21 protein-coding genes and 2 pseudogenes are annotated in these 24444 nt (G+C 32.8%); 13 read left to right on the forward strand and 10 right to left on the reverse strand.

Translation table 11 applies throughout. From position 1 onward, the window contains the following. Window positions 1-285 precede the first annotated feature (285 nt). The 3 genes from recQ to ACWJJT_RS15770 all read left to right on the forward strand — a co-directional run bounded on the left by recQ (window position 286) and on the right by ACWJJT_RS15770 (window position 5416). Window positions 286-2457, forward strand: a complete 2172-nt coding sequence (gene recQ, locus ACWJJT_RS15760; RefSeq protein ID WP_462955366.1) for a DNA helicase RecQ — start codon at window positions 286-288, stop codon at window positions 2455-2457. Between the two features lie 15 nt (window positions 2458-2472). Beyond that, the gene (locus tag ACWJJT_RS15765) at window positions 2473-3699 is read left to right on the forward strand and encodes a DEAD/DEAH box helicase (RefSeq protein ID WP_462955367.1); all 1227 of its coding nucleotides are present in this window, start codon (window positions 2473-2475) and stop codon (window positions 3697-3699) included. 100 nt (window positions 3700-3799) lie between these two features. Next, window positions 3800-5416, forward strand: coding sequence for an ABC-F family ATP-binding cassette domain-containing protein (locus ACWJJT_RS15770; RefSeq protein WP_462955368.1), 1617 nt, complete (start codon window positions 3800-3802; stop codon window positions 5414-5416). Between the two features lie 51 nt (window positions 5417-5467). On the opposite strand, the gene ACWJJT_RS15775 is transcribed toward ACWJJT_RS15770, so the two are convergent. Then, window positions 5468-5695 (reverse strand): ground-like protein, encoded by a 228-nt coding sequence (locus tag ACWJJT_RS15775; protein ID WP_216303255.1) that lies wholly within the window; start codon window positions 5693-5695, stop codon window positions 5468-5470. A gap of 523 nt (window positions 5696-6218) precedes the next feature. Between ACWJJT_RS15775 and ACWJJT_RS15780 the strand changes: the two genes are divergently transcribed. The 7 genes and pseudogenes from ACWJJT_RS15780 (at window position 6219) to ACWJJT_RS15810 (ending at window position 11718) form a co-directional block, all read left to right on the forward strand. Continuing rightward, complete coding sequence (locus ACWJJT_RS15780; RefSeq protein WP_462955369.1) at window positions 6219-6623, forward strand: DUF6465 family protein; 405 nt, start codon at window positions 6219-6221, stop codon at window positions 6621-6623. Between the two features lie 34 nt (window positions 6624-6657). Beyond that, a complete protein-coding gene (locus tag ACWJJT_RS15785) occupies window positions 6658-7734 on the forward strand; it encodes a M24 family metallopeptidase (protein WP_462955370.1) in 1077 nt (358 codons plus the stop codon). Window positions 7735-7962: 228 nt separating this feature from the next. Next, the gene (locus ACWJJT_RS15790; protein WP_462955371.1) at window positions 7963-8109 is read left to right on the forward strand and encodes a family 1 glycosylhydrolase; all 147 of its coding nucleotides are present in this window, start codon (window positions 7963-7965) and stop codon (window positions 8107-8109) included. Continuing rightward, window positions 8049-8990, forward strand: a pseudogene (locus ACWJJT_RS15795) (family 1 glycosylhydrolase); the annotation flags it as partial. The gene ACWJJT_RS15790 and the pseudogene ACWJJT_RS15795, both read left to right, overlap by 61 nt. A 34-nt stretch (window positions 8991-9024) precedes the next feature. Continuing rightward, window positions 9025-9858, forward strand: a complete 834-nt coding sequence (locus ACWJJT_RS15800; RefSeq protein WP_462955372.1) for a deoxyribonuclease IV — start codon at window positions 9025-9027, stop codon at window positions 9856-9858. Window positions 9859-10001: 143 nt separating this feature from the next. Beyond that, window positions 10002-10694, forward strand: coding sequence for an iron-sulfur cluster assembly scaffold protein (locus tag ACWJJT_RS15805; RefSeq protein WP_216303251.1), 693 nt, complete (start codon window positions 10002-10004; stop codon window positions 10692-10694). Window positions 10695-10716: 22 nt separating this feature from the next. Next, window positions 10717-11718 carry a GGGtGRT protein gene (locus ACWJJT_RS15810; RefSeq protein WP_216303250.1) on the forward strand — a complete coding sequence of 334 codons (1002 nt, stop codon included), beginning with the start codon at window positions 10717-10719 and terminating at the stop codon, window positions 11716-11718. A gap of 191 nt (window positions 11719-11909) precedes the next feature. On the opposite strand, the gene ACWJJT_RS15815 is transcribed toward ACWJJT_RS15810, so the two are convergent. Genes ACWJJT_RS15815 through ACWJJT_RS15830 form a run of 4 tightly spaced genes read right to left on the reverse strand, consistent with a single transcriptional unit; the run spans window position 11910 to window position 14670 of the window. After that, on the reverse strand, window positions 11910-12680 hold the full coding sequence (locus ACWJJT_RS15815; RefSeq protein WP_462955373.1) for a hypothetical protein: 771 nt from the start codon (window positions 12678-12680) through the stop codon (window positions 11910-11912). Continuing rightward, window positions 12674-13381, reverse strand: a complete 708-nt coding sequence (locus ACWJJT_RS15820) for an ABC-2 transporter permease (RefSeq protein ID WP_462955374.1) — start codon at window positions 13379-13381, stop codon at window positions 12674-12676. The genes ACWJJT_RS15815 and ACWJJT_RS15820 overlap by 7 nt, the downstream gene beginning before the upstream one ends. A 58-nt stretch (window positions 13382-13439) precedes the next feature. Beyond that, window positions 13440-14294 carry an ABC transporter ATP-binding protein gene (locus ACWJJT_RS15825; RefSeq protein ID WP_462955375.1) on the reverse strand — a complete coding sequence of 285 codons (855 nt, stop codon included), beginning with the start codon at window positions 14292-14294 and terminating at the stop codon, window positions 13440-13442. Continuing rightward, window positions 14287-14670: a GntR family transcriptional regulator gene (locus ACWJJT_RS15830; RefSeq protein ID WP_216303246.1), complete on the reverse strand. Its 384-nt coding sequence runs from the start codon at window positions 14668-14670 to the stop codon at window positions 14287-14289. Before ACWJJT_RS15830 ends, ACWJJT_RS15825 begins: the two co-directional genes overlap by 8 nt. A gap of 191 nt (window positions 14671-14861) precedes the next feature. Between ACWJJT_RS15830 and ACWJJT_RS15835 the strand changes: the two genes are divergently transcribed. Beyond that, on the forward strand, window positions 14862-16907 hold the full coding sequence (locus tag ACWJJT_RS15835) for a sigma-54 interaction domain-containing protein (protein ID WP_462955376.1): 2046 nt from the start codon (window positions 14862-14864) through the stop codon (window positions 16905-16907). Between the two features lie 223 nt (window positions 16908-17130). Here the strand turns inward: ACWJJT_RS15835 and ACWJJT_RS15840 are convergent, their stop codons facing one another. Continuing rightward, window positions 17131-17550: an OsmC family protein gene (locus ACWJJT_RS15840; protein WP_462952826.1), complete on the reverse strand. Its 420-nt coding sequence runs from the start codon at window positions 17548-17550 to the stop codon at window positions 17131-17133. A 134-nt stretch (window positions 17551-17684) separates the two neighbouring features. Here ACWJJT_RS15840 and ACWJJT_RS15845 point away from each other — a divergent pair, with 134 nt between their 5' ends. Beyond that, window positions 17685-18587: a LysR family transcriptional regulator gene (locus ACWJJT_RS15845; RefSeq protein WP_462955377.1), complete on the forward strand. Its 903-nt coding sequence runs from the start codon at window positions 17685-17687 to the stop codon at window positions 18585-18587. A 112-nt stretch (window positions 18588-18699) separates the two neighbouring features. On the opposite strand, the gene ACWJJT_RS15850 is transcribed toward ACWJJT_RS15845, so the two are convergent. The 3 genes and pseudogenes from ACWJJT_RS15850 to ACWJJT_RS15860 all read right to left on the reverse strand — a co-directional run bounded on the left by ACWJJT_RS15850 (window position 18700) and on the right by ACWJJT_RS15860 (window position 21716). Then, window positions 18700-19689: a D-cysteine desulfhydrase family protein gene (locus ACWJJT_RS15850; protein WP_462955378.1), complete on the reverse strand. Its 990-nt coding sequence runs from the start codon at window positions 19687-19689 to the stop codon at window positions 18700-18702. A 17-nt stretch (window positions 19690-19706) separates the two neighbouring features. Continuing rightward, window positions 19707-20087 carry a RidA family protein gene (locus ACWJJT_RS15855; RefSeq protein WP_216303244.1) on the reverse strand — a complete coding sequence of 127 codons (381 nt, stop codon included), beginning with the start codon at window positions 20085-20087 and terminating at the stop codon, window positions 19707-19709. 368 nt (window positions 20088-20455) lie between these two features. Next, a pseudogene (locus tag ACWJJT_RS15860) lies at window positions 20456-21716 on the reverse strand (dicarboxylate/amino acid:cation symporter). A 681-nt stretch (window positions 21717-22397) separates the two neighbouring features. Between ACWJJT_RS15860 and ACWJJT_RS15865 the strand changes: the two are divergent. After that, window positions 22398-23579 carry a MalY/PatB family protein gene (locus tag ACWJJT_RS15865; protein ID WP_462955379.1) on the forward strand — a complete coding sequence of 394 codons (1182 nt, stop codon included), beginning with the start codon at window positions 22398-22400 and terminating at the stop codon, window positions 23577-23579. A 98-nt stretch (window positions 23580-23677) separates the two neighbouring features. Here the strand turns inward: ACWJJT_RS15865 and ACWJJT_RS15870 are convergent, their stop codons facing one another. Next, complete coding sequence (locus ACWJJT_RS15870; RefSeq protein WP_462955380.1) at window positions 23678-24193, reverse strand: hypothetical protein; 516 nt, start codon at window positions 24191-24193, stop codon at window positions 23678-23680. Window positions 24194-24444: the final 251 nt, after the last annotated feature.

Genomic DNA, 24444 nt, shown 5'->3' on the forward strand with positions numbered 1-24444 from the left:
TAGATTAATAATTTGAAAATGTCCAGTAGTTAATGAGTAAAAATTATAAAAACTATAAACTTGATAGCGATTTGTTTATTTATTTATTTATTTATTTATGAAATGTCATTAAATAATGAAAATCAAATGTTTAATATGTTTTAAATATCATAAAGTTGACGAAAATAGATAATAATAGATGTTTTGATTAAAACAAATACAAAGTTCGTCGCCATAAAGGTACAAATTTTTTAAAATAATGTTATACTATTGTAAGAAATTATTACGTATGAGAGGAAGAAATATATGTTGCGTGAAGCACAAGAAAAATTAAAAAAGTATTATGGATATGATAATTTTAGAAAAGGACAAGAAAATGTAATAGAGAGTATAATAAGCGGAAAAGATACCTTTGCTGTAATGCCTACTGGTGCAGGGAAATCGGTGTGTTACCAGATACCTGCTCTAATGCTAAAAGGAGTAACACTCGTAATATCACCACTTATATCGCTTATGAAGGATCAAGTAGATACATTGAATAGTATAGGGATAGCTGCAACATATATAAATAGCTCATTAAGTATTAATGAAGTTAATGAAAGAATTGATAAGGTAGCGCGTGGGGAGTTTAAGCTTCTTTATGTTGCCCCAGAAAGGTTAGAATCAGACTTCTTCTGCAATATGTTAAATAGATTAACAATATCGCTTTTAGCAGTGGATGAAGCTCATTGTGTATCTCAATGGGGACATGATTTTAGACCCAGTTATGCAGCAATTTCTAGTTTAATAGAAAAATTGCAAGAAAGACCAATTATAGCAGCATTTACGGCTACTGCAACAGAGGAAGTAAGGTTAGACGTTATAAAGTTATTAAAATTAAGAGAGCCAGATGTTTATGTAACTGGTTTTAATAGAGAAAATTTGAGCTTTACTGTTATTCGTGGAGAAAACAAAAGAGATTTTGTATTAGAATACATTCAAGACAATAAAGACCAGGTAGGGATAATATACACTTCTACAAGGAAGGAAACGAATAATCTCTATGAGCTTTTGAATAAAAAGGGATATAGTGTTGGAAGATACCATGCGGGGCTAGGAGATGAGGAGCGAAAACAAAACCAAGAAAAGTTTTTATATGACGATATCAACATTATTATAGCTACAAATGCTTTTGGAATGGGAATAGATAAATCAAATGTTCGATATGTAATTCATTATAATTTGCCAAAGAGTATGGAATCTTATTATCAAGAAGCGGGACGTGGAGGCAGAGATGGAGAGCCTAGCGAATGTATACTGTTATTTTCTGCAGCAGATGTGTTACTTCAAAAATTTTTTATAGAACAAAGTGTCGTATCACCTCAAAGGAAGGTAAATGAATATAAGAAACTTCAAGCTATGGTGGATTATTCACATACTTCAAGATGTTTACGACAGTTTATTTTGGAATATTTTGGTGAAGAAAATGTTCAAGATAAATGTGACAATTGCAGTACATGCAATGATGAAAGTGAACTGGTAGATATAACTATAGAGGCACAAAAAATATTTTCTTGCATCTTTAGGATGAAGGAGAGGTATGGTACTTCATTAATTGCAGAAGTGCTTCGTGGCTCAAAGAATAAAAAAGTTTTGGAACTTGGATTTGATAAGTTATCTACCTATGGGATAATAAAGCAATATACTGTTAAAGAGATAAGAGACCTAATAAATGTGCTTACGGCAGAAGAATATCTTTCGCTTGCAGATGGTCAATTTCCAGTGGTTCATTTAAAAGATAAAGCAGTGGCAGTACTTAAAAATGAAGAAAAAGTGTATCAAAAGGTTGAGAAAAAGAAAGCCAAGGTAGCTCGCGATACTGGTTTATTTGAAATATTGAGGTCCCTTCGAAAAGAAATTTCAGAGCGGGAAAAAGTTCCACCTTATATTGTGTTTGCAGATAGCGCGTTAAGAGAGATGAGCGAATATTTCCCAGTAAATAATAAAGAAATGCTAAACATTAAAGGGGTAGGAGAATCTAAGCTTAAGAAGTATGGTGAGGAATTCATTCAGGTTATAAAAAAATATATGCAGGAAAACAATATAGAACTAAAGGCAGAAATACTATATAATGAAAATGATGAGAAGGTTCAAACTGAATGTGCGGTAGAAAAAGCTTGCGAAAATGAAGGGAAGATCCCTAGCTATGTTATTACTTATAATATGTATAAAGAGGGTAAAAGCATAGAGGACATAATTTACGAGAGAAAATTAAAAAGCCTCACAGTACAAGAACATATATTTAAATGTGCTTATGAGGGTTTTGATGTTAATTTAGATGATTTTATTCCAAAACATCAGGAAGCACTTATTATTGAAGTTATAGAAAAAATTGGAGCTTCAAAGCTTAGACCTATCAAAGAAGCATTACCAGAAGAAATAGATTATTTAGCTATAAAAGCAACAATATTTAAATACGCTAACAATAAGATTTCTTAGAAAAAAGGAGAAAATATGAATAAATTATTTAATGAACTAGGATTACAAGAAAACCTTATAGAAGGTTTGATTAAACAGGAGATACAGAGCCCTACAGAAATTCAAGTAAAGGCTATACCAATTGGACTTGAGGGCAAGGATATTATAGGAGAATCAGAAACAGGTTCAGGTAAAACACTGGCTTACCTATTACCTATATTTCAAAAAATAGACACAACATCAAAAGATATTCAAGCGATTGTACTTGCACCTACTCATGAACTTGCAATGCAAATACATAAGCAAATAGAATTGCTATCAGAGAACTCAAATAGCAACATCAAATCAACTACCATAATAGGTAATGTTAACATTAAAAGACAGCTAGAAGCTCTTAAGGAAAAGCCACATATAATAGTTGGATCCGCAGGAAGAATTTTAGAACTTATAACTATGAAGAAACTAAAATCACACTTCGTTAAGACTATAGTAATAGATGAAGGCGATAGAATGATAGATGAAGATAACATAGATGGGGTAAAGGCCATAATAAAAACTACGCTTAGGGATAGACAAATTATGATATTTTCAGCTACGATTTCGCTTAAAGTTGTTGAGATTGCTAAAACTTTGATGAAGGATCCAGAAGTAATTAAAGTGGGTGATAAAAGTCAGGTAAATCCTAATATAGAGCACATGTATTTTGTAGTGGAAAAGAGAGAGAAACTGGTTCTACTCAGAAAACTCATAAGTGCTACTAAACCTGAAAAAGCAATAATATTTATAAACAAAAGTGATGAGGTAGAAATTACAACTTCAAAGCTTGGTTATCACGGATTAAAGGTTGAGGGTATTCATGGAAGCTCTGATAAACTTAATAGAAAAAAAGCTATTGAGGATTTCAATGCAGGAAAAATTCAACTATTAGTTGCTTCTGATTTAGCAGCTAGAGGCCTTGATATAGTAGGAGTGTCACATATATTTAATCTTGATATACCAGAGAATCCTAAGGATTATTTACATAGGGTAGGTAGAACGGCAAGAATGGGTGAACATGGTTTTGCATTATCTATAACAGAAGAGAGAGAACTTGATCTAATTAAAAACTATGAAAAAGATTTTAATATAGAAATTCTGCCTAAAGATATTCGTATGGGAACAATTATTGATTTACAAAACACACCTAAAGCAAAGTCAATAGAACATAATTTTAGATCTGATAGCAAAGCATCAAACACTAATAAGTCTAATAAGACTAGATAAGAAAGAAATTCATTGGCCTAGTTTCTTTCCGTATGGTATAATGAGTCAGTAGTTTTGACTAGAATGAAATTACTTAATGTATGGAGGTATTTATAAAGATATGATTAGTACAAATAACGTAAGTTTAAGATATGGTGCACGTAAATTATTTGATAATGTTAATATAAAATTTACTCCAGGTAATTGTTATGGATTAATTGGTGCGAACGGTGCCGGTAAATCAACGTTTCTTAATATATTATCAGGTCAAATTGAACCTAATACAGGAGAAGTTAATATTACAGCAGGAGAAAGATTAGCATTCTTAAAGCAAGATCATTTTGAATTTGATGAATATGAAGTTGTCAAAACTGTAATGATGGGACATGTAAGATTGTTTGAAATAATGAATGAAAAAGATGATTTATATGCAAAACCAGATTTTACTGATGAGGACGGGATTAGAGCGGCAGTACTAGAAGGCGAATTTGCAGAACTTAATGGATGGGAAGCTGAATCAGAAGCTTCAACTCTATTGATGGGACTTGGAATAACTGAAGACCTTCAAAACAAAACAATGAAGGAATTAACAGGATCAGAAAAAGTTAAGGTACTCCTTGCTCAAACACTATTTGGAAAACCAGACATTCTATTACTAGATGAGCCTACAAACAATTTAGATGTAAAATCTAAAAATTGGCTTGAAAGTTTCCTACTGAATTTTGATAGTACTGTTATAGTTGTTTCCCATGATAGACATTTTTTAAATAAAATATGTACTCATGTTGCAGATATAGACTTTAGCAAAATTCAATTATTTGTTGGAAACTATGATTTTTGGTATGAATCTAGTCAGTTGGCTCTTCAAATGGCTAAAGATCAAAATAAGAAAAAAGAAGAAAAAATTGTTGAATTACAAAACTTTATTGCTAGATTTAGTTCTAATGCATCTAAAGCAAAACAGGCTACTTCTCGTAAAAAGCAATTAGATAAATTGACTTTAGATGATATAAAACCATCTTCTCGTAAATATCCATTTGTTGGATTTAAGCCAGAAAGAGAAGCGGGAAATGATTTATTGACAGTTAAAAATCTAAGTAAAACTGTGGATGGAGAAATACTTCTTGATAATGTTTCTTTTATAGTTAACAAGGGAGATAAGATTGCTTTTACAGGTGCAGATGAAATAGCTAAAACTACATTATTTAAGATAGTAATGGGTGAAATGGAGCCGGATAGTGGTGAGGTTAAGTGGGGAATTACTACTTCTAAGGCTTACTTACCAAAGGATAACACGGAATATTTTAATGGCGTAGATTGCACCTTAGTTGATTGGCTTCGCCAATATTCAGATGAAAAGGCTGAAAGCTTTATTAGAGGCTTTTTAGGCAGAATGCTTTTCTCTGGAGAAGAGGCCCTTAAAAAAGCCAGCGTATTGTCCGGTGGAGAAAAGGTTAGATGCATGCTTTCTAAAATGATGCTTAGTAATGCTAATGTATTAATTTTTGATGAGCCCACTAATCATTTAGACCTAGAGTCCATTACGGCGTTAAACAATGGGTTAACTAGCTATAGTGGAACAATGTTACTTACATCTCATGACTCCCAACTAGTTGCAACAGTTGCAACTAGAATAATAGAAATTACACCTAAGGGAATAATGGATAAACAAATGACTTATGATGAATTTATAGAAAATAATGAAGTTCAAAAAGAACTAGAACTTATGTACAAATAAAAAAGAAGCACTTCTAATAATATTATTAGGAGTGCTTCTTTTTTTATTAAATTAACAACCAAAGCCACCAAAGCCGCCGAAGCCGCCACGGCCACCAATACCACCACAGCCTAATAGTAAAAGAATTATCAAGATACTGCCATTTCCGCAGCCAAAGCCACTTCCAAAGCCACTTCCAAAGTTATTATCACAGCAGCAAGCAGGTTTACAACAACTAACAGGCTTACAACAACTAACAGGTTCACAGCAACAACAACAATTTTTATGTCTATGACTCATATAAATAACCTCCTTATTTTTAATAAGTAAAAGTTTAAAAATCAACGTAGGTAGCTAGATTAGCAACTTAAGAAGAAATTTTACACTTAAACTTAAGTAATGAAGTTGCTTTGGTGTTAATGCCACCATAAATAAGTGATGGACTGCTTTTGAAAGGTCGTTAAATGAATGAAGTTGTAGCTGTACTTTAATATATTCCGCATTTTATTAAGTGTGAATATAAATTGTAGTAAATCTTTAAAATAAAAATTTGACGAATACTTTAATTTTATCATAAAATATTCAGAGGACTTATTTATCATACAGAAGTAATGTCATTCCTATATTCATAGTATAATTATGTATATAATAACAAAAAATAGAATTTAATTGCGATTTATGATATAATAAAGTACATAATTAATATTAAGTTATAATTATCCTATATGGGTAACTGACAGTCACCTAAAAAAAGGGTTTTTCCTAAAAATATAGAATATAAGTATTAAGGATAAAAATTGTTTTAAAATGGGAGGTACATGACATGATAAAAGAGAATACGTTAACTTCGGCTAAAGAAGCTGGTGAATCAACAGCAGAAGAGGCAATAACAATAGTTTCTGATGTTACAAAAGAAAATGTTGATAAGACTATTAATGTGGTGAAGGATATTGCTAAAAATGTTAAGTCAAAAGCTAGAAGGGCAACTACTGCTACAAAAAAAACAGCTAAAAAAACAATAGCTAAGAGAATTGATGTTGGATTCTATGTTCAATATAAGGGAAAAGAGGTTTCCAAAAAAACAATACTAGAAAAAGTTTATGAAGAATGGGTAAAATCTCACAAAATTACAGAACTTAAAACCTTAGATGTATATATAAAGGTTGAAGAAGATATAGCCTATTGCTTGGTAAATGGTGAAATTAAGATTAATTTGAAATTATCCTAACATAATTCAATAATATTTTAGGAGGGGATTTTTAATGTTACAAGAAAGACTTAATAAGGTTCTAAAGATCATGGCTCTAAAGAAAACACCTCAAATGATAGTTTCTGACCCAGCGGCTATATTCTATCTTACGGGGAAGTGGATTTTATCAGGAGAAAGAATGCTTGTACTCTATATTAACTTAGATGGACATAACAAATTATTTATAAATGAGTTATTCCCTATAAGTGAAGATTTAGGGGTAGAAAAGATATGGTTTAACGATACTCAGAGTCCAGTAGAAATTATTGCAAGAAACATTGATAAAGATAAGCCTATGGGTATAGATAAAAATTGGCCAGCTCATTTCTTAATAAAGTTAATGAAGCTTAAAGGTGGCAGTACATTTGTTAATGGATCTGAAATTCTTGACAGAGTAAGGATGTGTAAGGACGAAGGTGAAAAAGATCTAATGAGAGAAGCTTCAAAATTAAATGATATCGCTGTGGATAAAATGATAAAGCTTATCCCTAAAAAATATTCAGAAAAGAAAATGGGAAAGTTGCTTGGCGATATATGGGAAGAAATGGGTACTGAAGGGCATTCATTTGATCCAATTATAGGTTATGGCGCAAATGCTGCTGATCCTCATCATGAATTAGATGGAACAATGGTTAAAGAAGGGGACAGCGTAGTTATTGATATCGGATGTAAGATGAATTCATACTGCTCAGACATGACTAGAACTGTTTTCTATAAAAGTGTATCAGATCATAGTAGAGAAGTTTATAATATTGTTAAAGAAGCAAATAAAAGGGGAATTGAAAAAGTTAAAGCAGGCGTTAGATTTTGTGATATTGATGCTGCAGCTAGAGACTATATCTCGGAGAAAGGATATGGAAAATATTTTACTCATAGATTAGGGCATTCAATAGGAATAGAAGTTCATGATTTCGGTGATGTTTCCTCTGCTAATACTGATAAAGTTCAGCCAGGGCAAATTTTCTCCATTGAGCCAGGCATTTATCTTCCGGGTGACGTGGGTGTTCGTATAGAGGATTTAGTAATAGTTACGCAAGATGGTTGTGAGGTATTAAACCATTATACAAAGGACCTAATTATTGTAGAATAGTATGAAAATACTCAAAAAAATAAAAGAGCTTTGATAAATTAAAATTTTATCGAAGCTCTTTTATATTATTTCGAGGGTATAAATAATTTTCATTGTTATATATAATGTATAAGGTGTGGGTACACTAATGTAAGAAGATATCCACAAAATTGAATTTAATAAATAACAACAAAGCTAACGGATATAACTTGTAAGATAAATTTTAAAATTTAAAAGGAGCGATTTAAAATGACGAAGAGCTTTCCAAAAGGATTTCTATGGGGCGGAGCAGTAGCAGCTAACCAATGTGAAGGTGCGTACAATGAAGATGGCAAAGGGTTATCAACACAAGATATTGCACGAAAAGGTATTTTAACGAAATTAATTCAGTATTAAATGCACCATATATGAGCGGTGGTATATTTACGGATAAAGAAAAATTAACAAAGCAAGATTTATATCAGGCGATTCATCATGAATTAGTAGCAAGTGCAATGGCAGTTAAGATTGGGCATGAAATGATACCAGGAGCGAAATTTGGATGTATGATTCTTGGTGTACCAAATTATCCATTAACGCCTCATCCAAGCGATGTAATTGAAGCAATGAAACAGGATAGAGAAAATTTATATTTCGCAGATGTTCACGCAAGGGGAGCATATCCTAAATATATGGATAGATACTTTAAAGATAACAATATTAAAATACATATGGAGCCAGGAGACACTGAGGTACTTAAAAATACAGTGGATTTTATCTCATTTAGCTATTATATGAGTTCTTGTGCAACAGCAGACCCTAAAAAGAGAGAAATGGGAACAGGAAACATTATTTCAGGTGTACATAACCCATATCTTAAGGCTTCAGATTGGGGGTGGCAGATAGATCCACAAGGATTACGTTACATACTTAATCTTTTTTATGACCGTTATCAAAAACCTTTATTCATTGTTGAAAATGGGTTAGGTGCTATTGATAAATTAATAATTGATGAAAATGGAAACAAAACAGTAATTGACGATTACAGAATTAAGTATTTAAATGATCATTTGGTTCAAGTAGCGGAGGCAATCGACGACGGAGTCGATATAATGGGGTATACTTCATGGGGATGTATTGATCTTGTTAGTGCAACAACTGCAGAACTCAGAAAGCGTTATGGATTTATCTATGTTGATCGTAATGATGATGGAACAGGTACATTAGAAAGATATAAGAAAAAAAGCTTTGATTGGTATAAAGAAGTAATTTCAACAAATGGGAAAAGTTTAATATAAAATAAGAATATAATTTTTTATTGGAGGGATAATCATGTTAAATATAGGTTGTCATTTATCAGTATCAAAAGGGTATAAAGCCATGGGGAAAGATGCTCTTAGCATAGGGGCAAATACATTTCAGTTTTTTACTCGTAATCCTAGAGGTAGTAAAGCAAAAGAAATTGATCCGAGTGATGTAGAAGCTTTATTAGAAATATTAAAAGAAAATAAATTTGCGACAATCTTAGCGCATGCGCCATACACACTTAATGCTTGTTCTGCTGATGAAAAAACAAGAGAATTTGCAGTGATGATTATGGAAGATGATTTATCTAGAATGGAATACTTCCCGAATAGTTTTTATAACTTTCATCCGGGTAGCCATATAAAACAGGGTGTTGAGAAGGGAATAGAATATATTATAAATATGCTTAACACTATATTGAAACCAGATCAAACCACCACAGTACTTCTTGAAACAATGGCTGGTAAAGGAACAGAAGTAGGCCGAACGTTTGAAGAATTAAAACAAATTCTTGATGGTGTTACTCTTTCAGGCAAAATGGGTGTATGTCTTGATACTTGCCATATATATGATGCTGGTTATGATATCGTTAATGATTTAGATGGCGTAATAGATGAATTTGATAGAATTATTGGACTTGATAAGCTTTATGCAATTCACTTAAATGATAGTAAAAATCCATTTGAAAGTCATAAAGACAGACATGAAAAAATTGGAGAAGGTTCAATTGGAATAGAAGCGATTAGTAGAATTATTAATCACCCCAAGTTACGTCACTTACCATTCTATTTAGAAACACCAAATGAATTAGCTGGTCATGCGCAGGAAATTAAGATATTAAGAGAAGCATATAAAAACTAATAAAATACTATTGATAAGTTAGGTTTTCTTTGTTAAAATAGAATCGAAGACATATTTCAATTATTGACCCAGTGGGACGTTTTAATGCCCACTGATTATAAAGCGTATTAAATTACCATATACATATGGAAGGAGATAATATTATGATTTATTCAACAGAAGTTTCAGAAATGATGTGTGTTGCAAAAGGACCTAATCATGGATCAGCACCAATTCCTGAAGAAGGAAAATGGGTACAAAGTAAAGAAATTAAAGATATCTCAGGTTTAACACACGGAATTGGCTGGTGTGCTCCTCAACAGGGTGCATGTAAGCTTACTTTAAATGTAAAAGAGGGTATAATACAAGAAGCATTAGTTGAGGTAATAGGATGCTCTGGTAGTACTCACTCAGCTGCAATGGCATCAGAAATACTTCCAGGAAAAACTATTTTAGAAGCGTTAAACACAGATTTAGTGTGTGATGCAATAAATACAGCTATGAGAGAGTTATTCCTTCAAATTGTTTACGGAAGAACTCAAACAGCATTTTCAGAAGGTGGACTACCTATAGGAGCTGGACTTGAAGACTTAGGTAAAGGTCTTAGAAGTCAAGTTGGTACAATGTATGGAACACTTGCTAAGGGCCCAAGATATTTAGAAATGGCTGAAGGTTATGTTACTAATATTGCATTAGATAAAAATAACGAGATAATAGGTTATAAATTTGTTCAACTTGGAAAAATGATGGAAATGATCAAAACAGGTATGGATGCTAATGAAGCTATGGAAAAAGCTACTGGAAGTTATGGTAGATTTGCAGAAGCAACAACAGTAATCGACCCAAGAAACAAATAATATAAGAAGGAGGAATAATTAAATGGCTTTATTTGAAAGTTATGAAAGAAGAATAGATCAAATATTACCTGTGTTAAGTAAGCACGGTATAAACTCACTAGAAGAAGCAAGAACAATTTGCGAAGAAAAAGGTATCGATGTTTTTGGTATAGTTAAAGGAATTCAACCTATAGCATTTGAAAATGCTTGCTGGGCATATGCAGTAGGTGCTTCTATAGCAATTAAAAATGGTTGTACTAAGGCAGCTGATGCAGCAGTATATATAGGAGAAGGTCTTCAATCATTTTGTATACCTGGTTCTGTTGCTGATGACAGAAAAGTTGGAATTGGACATGGTAACTTAGCAGCTATGCTTCTACGCGAAGAAACTAAATGCTTCGCATTTTTAGCTGGACATGAATCATTTGCTGCTGCTGAAGGTGCAATTGGCCTTGCAAGAGCTGCAAACAAAGTAAGAACAGAACCTTTAAAAGTAATACTTAATGGTCTTGGAAAAGATGCTGCTTATATAATTTCAAGAATTAATGGATTTACTTATGTTCAAACTAAATTTGATTACTATACTAGTAAATTAACAGTAGTTAAAGAAACAGCTTATTCTGATGGAGAAAAAGCTAAAGTAAGATGTTACGGAGCAGATGATGTACGCGAAGGCGTTTCAATAATGCATTCTGAGGGAGTAGACGTTTCAATTACAGGAAACTCTACAAATCCAACAAGATTCCAACATCCAGTTGCTGGTACTTACAAAAAAGAATGTTGCGCAGAAGGTAAGAAATACTTCTCAGTTGCATCAGGTGGTGGTACTGGAAGAACTCTTCACCCAGATAATATGGGAGCAGGTCCTGCTTCATACGGAATGACTGATACTATGGGAAGAATGCATTCAGATGCACAATTTGCAGGTTCTTCATCAGTACCAGCTCACGTTGAAATGATGGGACTTATCGGAATGGGTAACAACCCTATGGTTGGAGCTTCAGTTGCAGTTGCGGTTGCAGTTGAAGAAGCAATGAGTAAATAAAGTCTAAGAAAAGGTACAAGCCCAGCATTTAGTGATAATTGACTAAATGCTGGGCTTTTATTTTCGCCTATAACTGATGCCAAATCAAATTACTAGATTCAAAAAAAAACCTGCTGAATGGTTAAGAGCGTAGTAGATAAAAAGATAGACATGAGAGAAGTCGCATGTCTATCTTTTGTTAATGAAAACTATTAGTCGTTGATAGCAGTGGGTTTACCTACATAAAGATTATATCCTATGAAAACCGAGACAATGCTTATTATAACTGTAGCAATAGCTACACAAGCAAGAATTGTATTTCCTTGAGGCATTATAGAAAAACTTTCGAAAAATTCTACTTCGCCAGTGGATGATGATAGCGGCATAGAAGATTTTAGAAAAGCTAAAAGTCCATAACCGATAGTAGCAAACCCGGCAAAGCTTAAGAGCCTAATTTTTCTGCTTTTTATAAAAATAATTGCAACTCCCACAAAAACAATTATTACTAATATGCATAACATTAATAGATCTCCTTTTGTTGTGTCTATTACTTGATTTATAGCAGAGTCTGGAGGAGCGTTACTAAAACCTTGGGAATCCGTAAGGTATGTAAATCCAAATATACTACCGAGTAACACAGCACCAGAAATATAGAATAGGATGTACATTATAAATATCATAACTATTGGTAGCAAAAATATATTTAGCAGTGTATATTTCCGGCTTACAGGAACAGTTTCAAAAAGTTTGTGATTACCATGAAATATCCCATTAATCATCCATACAATTATTATAGGCAAATTACAAGGTAAAAAAGAATTGAAAATTGCAGTATTTCCGAAAAATATAGATATATTCATGAAAATTATTACAGCAAAAGCAAAAACATAAAGTAATACATTTAAAGGGTTTAGCGAGTTAATATCAATTGGAGGATATGAATTTAGCAATAGCTTTTGATATGCAATAAGTTTTTTTAACATACTAAGCACCTCTTTCCTTTATAGAGTTTGTAGGATATTAACATTGAAATAGGGATTATTACTACGCAGACACAGACTAATATTGATAAAAATTCATTGTAACGAGGCATTGTTGCAATGCTTTCTAAAAAATGCAATGTACCAAATTCAGTCGAAACGGGCAATGCATTTTCGAATAATAGAAGTACTATTGTGACAAGTGTAACTATCGATATTGTAAGGGCTTTTCTAAGAGGATTAAGCCTTATAAAAAATATGGGTAATAAGACACTTGCTATTATAGTAGATATGCAGCTTGTTACTAATACAGCTTTCCAATTATTTGCTAATGAAATCATATCCAAAACGTCGGTCGACTGTGGTGAAAGTCCAGTTAGTATTAGTCCTAAGGTAATTCCAACAGTAAAACAGAGATTTTTTACAAGAACAAATAAATAAATATTTATAATGGAATACAATTTTGGAACTGGTACAATCTCAAATAATTTGTTTTGTGAATTTATAGTGTAATAAACTGCATGCAAAGTAAAAAATATGGGGCAAAATACCAATCCTCCAGCGTCTAATATTAATGATAAAGTAAACATAAATAACACGTAAATAAATACAGTGAAGAAACTCGATTTTAAAGAGTTTTCCGTACTAGCAATCCCCGATGAATAACTTAAAAGCGTCTGATAATTCAACAACTTCTTTAACATTGTTCCATCTCCTTGTAAAACTTTCTATAATTTGCTAAGGGGTAGTTCCTAGTCATCTTCATTTTTTTGCACCCATATAAACCATAATGTCCTCAATTGTAGGTCTGGCGGTTTTAACCCCTTCAAAATTTTGAAGTTTTAGATTTTTGTTGCATAATCCCTCATATCCGAAGGTCGTTTCCTTTATGCCTATAAGTCCAGATTTAATTTCATCTGTCATAGATTCTCTCTCAATATGTGCAAGGAGATAGGTATCAAGCATTTCATCTTTCCCCTTAGAAAAAACAATTTTACCATTATCAATCATTGTTATATAATCTGCAATTTTTTCAAGATCACTTGTAATATGAGTTGAAAATAGTATGGATCTTTGCTCATTTTGCATAAGTTCTAAGAGTAAATCAATTACGTCAGCTCTTGCGATTGGGTCAAGGCCTGCTGTGGGTTCGTCAAGTATGATTAAATCTGGATTATGACATAGTGCCATTACAACTCCGAATTTCATCTGCATACCTTTTGAATATGCTTTAAGCTTTTTACTTGGATTAAGTTCAAAGTGCTTCATAAGTTCGTCAAATTTTTTATCATCAAAGGTTTTATAAAAGGGTGATATCATTTTTTTAATTTTAATAGGTTTGAGGTTAAGAGGATAAATTAGACTGTCAAAGACAACTCCTATTTTTGCTTTAACTGTTTCTTCATTTCCAAACATAGGAGTACCATCGAAGAATACTTGTCCCGAAGTTTTTGGAATCATATTAAGTATTGTTTTAATAAGGGTGGTTTTTCCTGAGCCATTCTTTCCTATAAACCCCATGATAGTTCCTTTTTCAATTGAAAACCTTATATCATCCAAAGAGAAATCTCCTATATTTCCATTTAAGTTTTTGATTTCCAAAGCCTTATTAGTCATTTTTACTACCTCCGTATATTTCATTTATAACTTTAAGCATTTCCTCAGGGGATATGCCACAAGCGTCTGTAAATTCTTTAATTTCAAGAAGTTGTTCATGAAGCATGTCAATGTGTATTGACTTAATTTTCTTTCGGTCAATCTCTGCCACAAAGCATCCTCGTCCTTGTAAATTGATGACAATACCCTCTTTTCCAAGTTCTTCATAAGCACGTTTTACTGTTATGATTCCTACCTTCAAATCTTTTGCCATAAGCCTTATTGACGGCAATTGCTCCTTGGATTTTAGCTTTCCGCTGAGTACCATTTCTTTTATTTGATTTTGTATTTGCTCATATATGGGCGTTTGAGAAAGGGATGATATAAGAATATTCAAACATATGACCTCCTTGTCTACTGTTATTATACGGTAGACACAGAGGGGTGTCAATAATTTCTTTAAAATACAATTTATTAATTAGAGACTATCCTTGACATGTTTTTTTAAAAGAATTAACATTATAATAATTAAAACTTAAGAGGGTGAGTCCTATAAAAAAAAGAATAGCTGTTGTAGCGTTGGATTATATGGCTGCAAAATTTTACGAAAATCAGATTAAAGAGCTTTTTGGTGAGTTAGTAACCACGTGTGCTTATAATGTATTAAATGGATCGGTTAAAGAAATAAAGGAAGCTGATTTATTTGTAGTTTCAACCGATGCTTTTGAAAACATTACGGATTTTCAGGAATGCATTCCCATTGATGTCCCTAAAGTAGAAATTGCAGTGGCCTTTACTAACAAATCTCTTGATATTTTAAGGAGTATTCCAAATGGAAGTAAAGCTTTATTTGTAAATCTCAGTGAAAAAATGGTGCGCGAGGCTATAACTAGACTCAGCCAACTAGGCATCAATCACATAGAGTTTACTCCATATTATCCTGGAGCAAAGCTGGTTAGTGGGTTCGAGCTGTCGGTAACACCAGGTGAATTACGTTATGTACCAAAAGATATAAAGACTATTATCGACCTTGGGCAGCGTGTGCTAGATTCAACCACTATGGTGGAAATAGCCCTGAGGCTAAAATTTGATTACCTATTAGAGAGGGAAAAATTCAAGGAATATTTTCGTTCTTTAGCTGTCAATAATTATAGCTTTGATCAACTGTTTGGAAGATCTCTTCAAATGGAAAGTCAATTTGAAATTTTGATGGAAATCATGGATGAAGGTATTATTGGTGTGAATGAGGATGATATTATTTTTGCTTGTAATTCAAGAGCACTAGAAATTACAGGTGTTACGAAAGAACAATCCATCGATCATCCTGCTGCGTTAATTTTATCGTTTTTACCTTTTGAGGAGTGTAGGAGTACGCGAAAAAAGATAAATAATCGTTTGATTAGAGTGAGTGGTGTGGATATTACTGTAACCGTTACTCCTGTAATACGTGGAGATGAATATCTCGGTTCTTTTGCTACTATACAAAAATTTACTGAAGAAGAGTATAAACAACATAATTTGCGTCTTCAATTACTTAATAAAGGTCATAAAGCTAAATATACCTTTGATGATATCATTGGGGAGAGTGGTGTAATAAAAAAAGCATGTACCATTGCTAAAAAAATGGCGAGAACCAATTCTACTGTTTTAATTACAGGTGAGAGCGGAACGGGGAAGGAACTTTTTGCACATGCTGTACATAACGAATCAGAGCGTCATAACTATCCTTTTATTGCCATAAACTGCGCAGCAATACCAGATAATCTGCTAGAAAGTGAACTATTTGGTTACGATGAAGGATCTTTCACTGGTGCTAAAAAGGGAGGGAAATTGGGGCTTTTTGAATATGCTCATAGGGGAACAATATTTTTAGATGAAGTAGAAGGGATGAGTCCAGCCCTCCAAATAAAACTGCTTCGTGTTATTCAAGAAAGAGAGATTATGCGGATTGGAGGCAATAAAATTATTAGTATTGATGTACGAATAATAGCTGCAGCCAATGAAAATCTTGAAGAGCTGGTGTCTAACGGGAGTTTTCGTAATGACCTCTACTTTCGTCTAAACACCTTGCCAATTCAGCTTCCTCCATTGCGAGAGCGCGGTGAAGACATTATGCTGCTGTTTGACTACTTTAAACACAAATTGGGAGGAAAATTCATCCTATCTACACAAGTAATTAATGCATTGCTCTCTCATAATTGGAATGGAAATATTCGTGAACTACACAACTATGTAGAATATCTCACCTATATAGATAAAGATATAGTGTATTACGATGATTTACCACCTGGGTTCTACAATAATGCTATGTCAATATTAAAATGTAAGTCTGATACTAGCACTAATCTAGATACTAAACTTTTGGAGCAATTAGCAGGTAATCAATTAGATGATTATTTTTTTGTACTAGACAGATTGCATGTGGGATTTGTTCAACGAATTTCCATGGGTAGATTATCAATTTCTGAGCAAGCAGAAAAAACAGGACGCTACCTAACCCAACAAGAAGTTCGGGGTATTTTAAACGATTTAAATAATTTAGGTTTAATTAAAATGTCGCGAGGTAGAGGTGGTAGTAAAATAAATGACCGAGGCATAAAGGTTTTCAACAAACTGCAATCTCAACTTAAATAGACATTATTTTTCATTAAATTGGCACCATATTTGTTGTATTTATGTTATAGCAAATATTTCTTGCATAAATAAATATAAGAAGGGTGTAAATTTTGAAGTAATAGAATCTTGTTCTAATAATTGAAGATCAAGTGTTAGAACAAGATGGAGTCTATTCAATAGATTTTAAGGACTTTGAAAGAAAATTAAAACAGAAAAGAACTAATTAAAAAGCAATGTAAAATTATTCTTCAATGAGATTAAAAGACCAAGTGATATCTGATTTATAAGTATTTGCAACACCACTCTCAACCTCAAAGGTAGTTTTAAGCGCATCTTCTATCATTTCAGGGGTCATACCTTTTCCTTTTATATTATATGAAAGATCAATTTTTTCGATAGGCTTTGGAGCCACTGCTCCTCTTTCTCCATTCACAATCACTTCGTATTCTGAAATTTGAGCCCCTCTAGCCTTAAGTGTTGTAACTATATCTACACTTGTACATGCTGCAACCGCATGAAGAAGTATTTCAATTGGCTTTGGACCTAAAACTTTTCCGTTATTCATTTCTGCTGGACCAGCCAGCACGAATTTTGCTCCCTCTCGAGTTGTACATTCAAATGCCGCTCCGTCTCCAAGCCATTTTACTACTGCGTTCATCATAATAATTAAATCCTCCTATATTCATAATATGGTATGTGTTTAAGTTAATAATAACTCATAGACTTCAAAAAGAAAAATTGATATAATAAATCATAATCATATAAAAAATTTATGGATGAAGAAAGGATAATAACATGGAAATTCGCCAACTTAATACATTCATTACTGTAGCGGATCTTAATAGTTTTACTCGAGCAGCGTATACGCTTGGATATACTCAGCCTACTGTCACATCTCAGATACAGTTGCTAGAGAGTGACCTAGGAGTTCGTCTATTTGAACGTATTAGGAAGAATATTTCGCTTACCCATGAGGGTGAAAAATTTCTTGTTTATGCAAGACAAATCGTTAATCTGTGTGAAGAGGCAAAAGATGCAGTAAAAGATTATCCTGCTAGAAAAGGAGTTGTGACGATAGGAGCATGGGAGTCGTTATGCACAACACGGATAGATAACCTTCTCAAAAAGTTCCATTATAAGTTTCCCGACATTGAAATCATATTAAAAACTATCAAATCTACGGAGTATCAAGAACTTTTACTGGATAACCAGATTGATGTGGCCTTTTGCTTGGAGCGTATGATAACAAGTTCAGATTTCATTGTTGAATTGGCAATACCCGAACCTTTAGTATTACTCGCAGGACCTAACCATCCTATTGCAAAGTCCATTAGTGTATATCCCGAAAACATCGTTGACTATACCCTTATTTTAGCAGAAGAAGGCTGTAGCTATCGGAAGACGCTGATGAAAATACTTAGCGATTGTGGTTTGACTCCCCAATCAATTATGGAAATCGGTAGTATCCAATCTATGAAACAGCTTGCAATCGGCGGTTTAGGAATTATACTTCTGCCTAAAATTACAGTTGAAGAAGAACTATCAAAAGGTGAGCTTGTTGAATTGAAATGGTGTGGACCTTATTTTGAATTCTTGACTCAAGTAATTTACCACAAAGACAAGTGGATGTCGCCTGATTTACAGACTTTGCTGAATATGACGAAGATAATCCTTCCAATGCAGTATTGTCAGAAGTGATATTAGACTGCTGCCCATATCTCGTAGGAGGTAAAGTAGTGCTTTTATCAGAAAAGGCATAGCAAAATTTTGCTATACCTTTTTGTGAACTTTTTATATAAGTCTATTATTTTTAAAATTCAAATAGATCTTTTTGTGGGAACAATCCAAATGCTCCGCCGGTATGAATAAATAGAATATTTTCGCAGTTTTTAAAGGTTCCCTTTTTAATTTCTTGTACTAATCCATACATTGCTTTACCGGTATACACAGGATCTAAAATAATTCCCTCTAGTTTTGCAAAGTCGTGGATAAATTGAAGCTCTTCTGCTCTGCTAAGAGCATATCCTCTTCCTACATATCCATCTATAATATGAATTTCATCTTTAGAAATATGTAAATTCACATCGATGTATTGCATACTTTCATGAGCTATTTTATAAATCTCATTTTTGAAGTGTTCAGCGTCATCACAAACGTTGACGCCATAGATTTCACCATTATACTCTAGTGTTTTGCTTGCTAGAAACAGTCCGGAATGGGTTCCACCAGATCCTACGGCTAGTACAATTTTATCAAAATGTACACCTAGCACTTTTTCCTGGCAAATAATTTCCTTCATGGCATTATAGTATCCAAATCCACCAATCCCATTAGAAGCACCTTCTGGTATAATATAAGGTTTACAGCCCGTTGCCTCTAATTGCGCTTTGATTTGTTCCATAATTCCAGCTTTATTATTTTTATATTCTTCTGGAGTAACAAAACGAATCTCAGCTCCCAAAAGCTTATCTATAAATAAATTACCATCTGATTCTGTTTCTGAGTCCCCTCTTAAAACAAGGACTGATTTCATTCCAAGTCTTGCAGCGACTGCTGCCGTAGATCTACAATGATTAGATTGGATTCCTCCGCAGGTAATAAGTACATCACATTTTTGATCAAGGGCTTCCTTTATAGAAAATTCAAGTTTCCTTATTTTATTACCAGATACTTCGGTTCCTGTTTGATCATCTCTTTTTATATAGATATTAGGTCCGCCCAGTTTTTGAGAAAGTCTTTCTAGTTTTTCTATTCGTGTGGGTAAGTTTGCAAACGTTATTTTTTCAGGAATTTTAATCATTGATTACTCCTCCTTTTTTATACAAATGCTACAGCTTCTATTTCAAGTATTCCATCTTTAGGTAGTTTTGCCACCTGGACACATGAACGTGCTGGTTGATTTGAAGTAAAATAGCTTTCGTATACTTCATTTACTATTGCAAAATCATTCATATCTCTAAGAAAAATTACCGTTTTTACGACTTTATCAAGAGATGATCCTGCTTCTTCTAATATTGCTTTTAAATTTTCAATAGATCTTTCTGTAGCTTTTCTTACGTCGCCACTTATAAGTTCTCCGGTTTCTGGTACAAATGGTAGTTGACCAGATGTAAATAATAAATTTCCTACCTTAATTGCCTGTGAATATGGTCCAATTGCTGCAGGTGCTTTTTTAGTTGAAATAATTTCTTTTATCATAATTAATCTCCTTCTTTATGAAACTATATTTTAATTTTGAAAGTCTTTTTAGCTTTTATCTTACAATAATAATATACAAGTAAACCTAATAATGCAAGTTCTAATCCTAGTATAGTACTATTAGGTGAATACTTACTATTATTAAAGTTTACAGTTTAAGATTTATTGTACATAAAGTATTAGATGCTAAAAATCATCCGATGTAAGTTTTAATTGTAACTCGTATTTGCAAATACACTTATATTACAAGCAATAACCATGCCAATGTTATTGAACCTTTTCTATATTATTAAGAATTTATAGGACTAAATCAGTTATTTAAGGGGAGAGCATTCAACCTATAATATAGAGTTAACATCTATAAATCATTAGCCTTTGATAGAAGATGATAAAGATTGAACATTCTTCTTCATCCAGTCTTTACCTTCTACCAATCTAGTAACTATCATAGATGTTACAGCGTCACCAGTGCAGTTTATCCACGTTGCAGCAGGATCTACAAGGAAACCAAGAGTTGCAATAATTGGAAACGCTTCTGGCGGAAACCCAAATAAGTTTACAATCAACATTTCACCGATAAGTCCACCACCTGGAACACCCGACATAACTACGCCGCCCATAACTGAAATGGCTAGTGCAGCAATATAGGTTCCAATTCCAGAGAATCCTTGTCCGAATATTCCAAATAAAAATGAAATTTTTAATATCGAAGAAATAACAGTACCGTCCATATGCATGGTCGCACCAATTGGCAATACAATTTCACGGATATCCTTTGGAACTCCCATATTATTAGTAGCCTTTAGGTTAACAGGTAGAGTTGCAATAGAGCTTTGTGTTGCAAGAGATGTAATTGATGGTTCTAAGATGTTTTTGAAGAAAATTTTTATACCCTGAGTACCACCAGCAAAATATGAATATCCAGAAAATGCAACAAAAAAATATAAAATACATAGTGGATAATATATAATCATAGCCCTTGCATAAGCTCCCAAGAGCTGAGGACCAAATTCGCCAATGAGGCTTGCAAAATAAGCACCTAAACCAATTGGAGCGTACAACATAATAATGCTAATAAACTTCATCATAACTTTGGACATAGCGTCTAACCCCTTAGCTATAATGTTGTTTTCAGCGCCAAGGGAACTAACACATAAACCAAAGAAAATAGAGAATATAATAAGAGGCATCATATTAGAGCGAGAAAATAAGCCACCAAAATCAGTTACAGTTAGTGTCTTAACAATTTGATCAGAAAGATTGACTGATTCCAACGCTTTAGCAGATTCAAATGTTAGGTTAACGCCAGCAGCAGGTGAAAAATTTGACAACAGCAATAACTATAACGCCAGCAATAAGTCCCGTAGTAACAAATGTTAAAAACATGTTACTTATAATTTTTCCAAGTCTTTTCATATTGACCATATTTCCTACTGCACCAGCTATGGTAACAAATACTAGAGGGGTTACAACAGTGAACATTAAGTTAAGAAATACATCACCAAATGGCTTAAGTACTGTTGCTTTTTCACCGAAAATAATGCCAATGATACTACCTATTATAATAGATAGCATTAAAATAATTGGGAAACGATAGTTTTTCCATGTACTTTGTTTTTTTGTGATCATGTTAATATCTCCTTTTCATTGGTTGGTATTGTTAAGAAATTAAAAGACATTTCAAACAATCCTTGACTTTACGCCTTTTTATAATTGATAATGAGCAATTACCTGTTATACAATCTGTGGACAAATAATGACATTGTTGATTAATCACGATTTACAAGTACGGTATCGTTTACTTTGACGAAAATAATTTTGAATAAATATTGAAAATAGGTGTGATACCTATTCCATTATGTACGCTTAATATAAGTGTACAATTGCTCCTTGCATTAGCAACTTAATAATTCCATTTTTGTAATCATAGTTTTTATCCTTTCATTTTTTATATCAAGCTTGCTATAATGGTAACTAGCAAATTTTATGCCAATAAATGAGATTTATGCTTTTTTTCAACATAATTCAGAAATTAGGGATGAATGAATTATTGGTGTAAATGAGAATGATGTAATTATTGATTGCAATTTAAGAGAAGTAGACATTATTTTTTATTTAAATGGTTAAAGTTGTATAACTTTAACCATTTAATTTGTTAAAAAACAATTTTTTCAATAAAAGCTTTATATATAATAGATACTTATTTAAAAACCACTGCAAAAGATCAATCAGAAAATTGGCATCATTTTTGCTGTAATTATGTTATAGCAAGTATTTCTTGCACAAATAAATATAAGAAGGGTGTAAATTATGAAGTATAATTTTGATGAAATACTTGACCGTAGTAACAACTTTGCTGCAAAATACGATGAAAGAGAAAAAAAATTTGGAACTTCTAATGTAATACCATTATGGATAGCAGATATGGAATTCGAGGTAGCTAAGCCAATTAATGATGCCATCATCAAAAGAGCGAAGCAAGGAATCTATGGATATACATCTCGCCCTGACTCCTATTATGAAGCTTTTTGTGATTGGGAAAAGACTCAAAATAATTGGATAGTTAATAAAGATTTAATTAGTTTCAGCCCCGGTGTTGTCCCATCTCTATCGGTTATTGTCAGAGAATTTTCTAATAAAGAAGATAAAATTTTGATACAGACTCCAGTCTATCCAGAATTTTATGACGTAATAGAATCTTGGGGAAGAGTGGTAATTGAAAATCAATTATTAGAACAAGATGGAGTCTGTTCAATAGATTTTGAGGACTTCGAAGAAAAATTAAAACAGAAACCAAAGTTATTTATTATGTGTAGCCCACACAATCCGGTAGGCAGAGTGTGGAGCCGAGAGGAACTAGAACATATTACTGGACTATGCCTACGATACAATGTAATGATTGTTTCAGATGAGATACACTCAGATTTGATATTATGGGATAATAAACACGTTCCTACTGCTAGTATATCAAAGGAGGTTTCTAGTAAAACCATCACCTGTACTTCATGTACAAAAACTTTCAACTTGGCAGGACTACAGGCTTCTGTAGTGATTTTTCCCAATGCTGAAGTTAAAGAGACGTTTGATGTTTTTTGGAGAGGTATGGATATCCATCGCAATAATTGCTTTAGTCTTGTAGCGGTAGAAGCAGCTTATAGGTATGGTCAAGAGTGGCTTACACAGTTAATTCCATATATTGAGGGGAATATTGATTTCATAGTAGAGTTTTGTAAAAACAACATACCAAAAATTAAACCTAGCAGACCTGAAAGTACTTATCTGGTTTGGCTTGACTGTCGTAAACTAGAATTGGGAAATGATGAACTGAAAGAATTTATGATAAATAAGGCGGGTCTAGGACTTAATGCTGGCAATGATTTCTGTCGTAGTCTTTCTGGATATATGCGTGTAAATATAGCGTGTCCACGTTCAATACTTGAGAAAGCTATGCTACAACTTGAAAAAGCTGTTAATTCATTGAATAAGGATTAGATAAAATTATAAACAAGCAGTGATATACTTGGATTTAACGAGGGATATGAAAATAAAGAAATAGCTGTAGTAAAAATTAATTTTACTACAGCTATTTCTTATTTATCAAACAATCTTTGGAAAATTCCTTTTTTCCTGTGGAGAATTTCGTCGGCTACTGCTTTAGATCGTTGTCTTTCAAGACTTTGAGTTAGATTATTAACCAATTGAATATCGTGTTCCTTAATGGTTTCGGGTAATGACAATACGATTTTATTTTTCTCTTGTTCTTGTTTAAACAGGACCTGTGTATTTTCTAATAATTTATTAATATCATAGAGTTGACCGTCTTTAACATCTAATTGTTGTTTAATAAATTCGATATTACTTTTAAGTATTTCGATCATATCTTCTTTTAATAGATTCACCACTGTAACTGCAACTTCTGATTCTGCTTCTGAAGAGTGATTATATTTTAGAGCTTGTTTAATTGCCTCTAAGCCTTTTTCTTCTACACATGTTTTACCATTGTGGGATATTAAAAAAGGTTTTACTTCAGGTAATTTCATCTTAGCGTAAGCCGTTACTTTACTGATATTTAAATGTTTAGCAATTTTAAATGCATCATAGATCATTGTACACGCCTCCTATATTATATATAGAAAGTATTCTCCAAATATTTCCAAATACCTTCTATAATAAATTAAATTTAATTAGGCCATTGTAAAATTTAATTAAACACTTAACAGGAATGTATAGTAAAGTACTAAGATTAGGGATTTTATCGGGTTAAGGGTTAGTTAATAGTGATGTTAAACTTAACATCACTATTAACAATGGAAAAGGTTATTTTTGATTAAATTCTTGCTGTAAGTACTTTTGGAAG

The sequence above is a fragment of the Clostridium sp. CM041 genome (genome assembly GCF_055081035.1).

What these genes read in the sequence shown, in the direction of transcription:
- recQ (WP_462955366.1), top strand. Translation starts at nt 286, where the DNA reads ATGTTGCGTGAAGCACAAGAAAAATTAAAAAAGTATTATGGATATGAT.
- ACWJJT_RS15765 (WP_462955367.1), top strand. Translation starts at nt 2,473, where the DNA reads ATGAATAAATTATTTAATGAACTAGGATTACAAGAAAACCTTATAGAA.
- ACWJJT_RS15770 (WP_462955368.1), top strand. Translation starts at nt 3,800, where the DNA reads ATGATTAGTACAAATAACGTAAGTTTAAGATATGGTGCACGTAAATTA.
- ACWJJT_RS15775 (WP_216303255.1), bottom strand. Translation starts at nt 5,695, where the DNA reads ATGAGTCATAGACATAAAAATTGTTGTTGTTGCTGTGAACCTGTTAGT.
- ACWJJT_RS15780 (WP_462955369.1), top strand. Translation starts at nt 6,219, where the DNA reads ATGATAAAAGAGAATACGTTAACTTCGGCTAAAGAAGCTGGTGAATCA.
- ACWJJT_RS15785 (WP_462955370.1), top strand. Translation starts at nt 6,658, where the DNA reads ATGTTACAAGAAAGACTTAATAAGGTTCTAAAGATCATGGCTCTAAAG.
- ACWJJT_RS15790 (WP_462955371.1), top strand. Translation starts at nt 7,963, where the DNA reads ATGACGAAGAGCTTTCCAAAAGGATTTCTATGGGGCGGAGCAGTAGCA.
- ACWJJT_RS15800 (WP_462955372.1), top strand. Translation starts at nt 9,025, where the DNA reads ATGTTAAATATAGGTTGTCATTTATCAGTATCAAAAGGGTATAAAGCC.
- ACWJJT_RS15805 (WP_216303251.1), top strand. Translation starts at nt 10,002, where the DNA reads ATGATTTATTCAACAGAAGTTTCAGAAATGATGTGTGTTGCAAAAGGA.
- ACWJJT_RS15810 (WP_216303250.1), top strand. Translation starts at nt 10,717, where the DNA reads ATGGCTTTATTTGAAAGTTATGAAAGAAGAATAGATCAAATATTACCT.
- ACWJJT_RS15815 (WP_462955373.1), bottom strand. Translation starts at nt 12,680, where the DNA reads ATGTTAAAAAAACTTATTGCATATCAAAAGCTATTGCTAAATTCATAT.
- ACWJJT_RS15820 (WP_462955374.1), bottom strand. Translation starts at nt 13,381, where the DNA reads ATGTTAAAGAAGTTGTTGAATTATCAGACGCTTTTAAGTTATTCATCG.
- ACWJJT_RS15825 (WP_462955375.1), bottom strand. Translation starts at nt 14,294, where the DNA reads ATGACTAATAAGGCTTTGGAAATCAAAAACTTAAATGGAAATATAGGA.
- ACWJJT_RS15835 (WP_462955376.1), top strand. Translation starts at nt 14,862, where the DNA reads ATGGCTGCAAAATTTTACGAAAATCAGATTAAAGAGCTTTTTGGTGAG.
- ACWJJT_RS15840 (WP_462952826.1), bottom strand. Translation starts at nt 17,550, where the DNA reads ATGATGAACGCAGTAGTAAAATGGCTTGGAGACGGAGCGGCATTTGAA.
- ACWJJT_RS15845 (WP_462955377.1), top strand. Translation starts at nt 17,685, where the DNA reads ATGGAAATTCGCCAACTTAATACATTCATTACTGTAGCGGATCTTAAT.
- ACWJJT_RS15850 (WP_462955378.1), bottom strand. Translation starts at nt 19,689, where the DNA reads ATGATTAAAATTCCTGAAAAAATAACGTTTGCAAACTTACCCACACGA.
- ACWJJT_RS15855 (WP_216303244.1), bottom strand. Translation starts at nt 20,087, where the DNA reads ATGATAAAAGAAATTATTTCAACTAAAAAAGCACCTGCAGCAATTGGA.
- ACWJJT_RS15865 (WP_462955379.1), top strand. Translation starts at nt 22,398, where the DNA reads ATGAAGTATAATTTTGATGAAATACTTGACCGTAGTAACAACTTTGCT.
- ACWJJT_RS15870 (WP_462955380.1), bottom strand. Translation starts at nt 24,193, where the DNA reads ATGATCTATGATGCATTTAAAATTGCTAAACATTTAAATATCAGTAAA.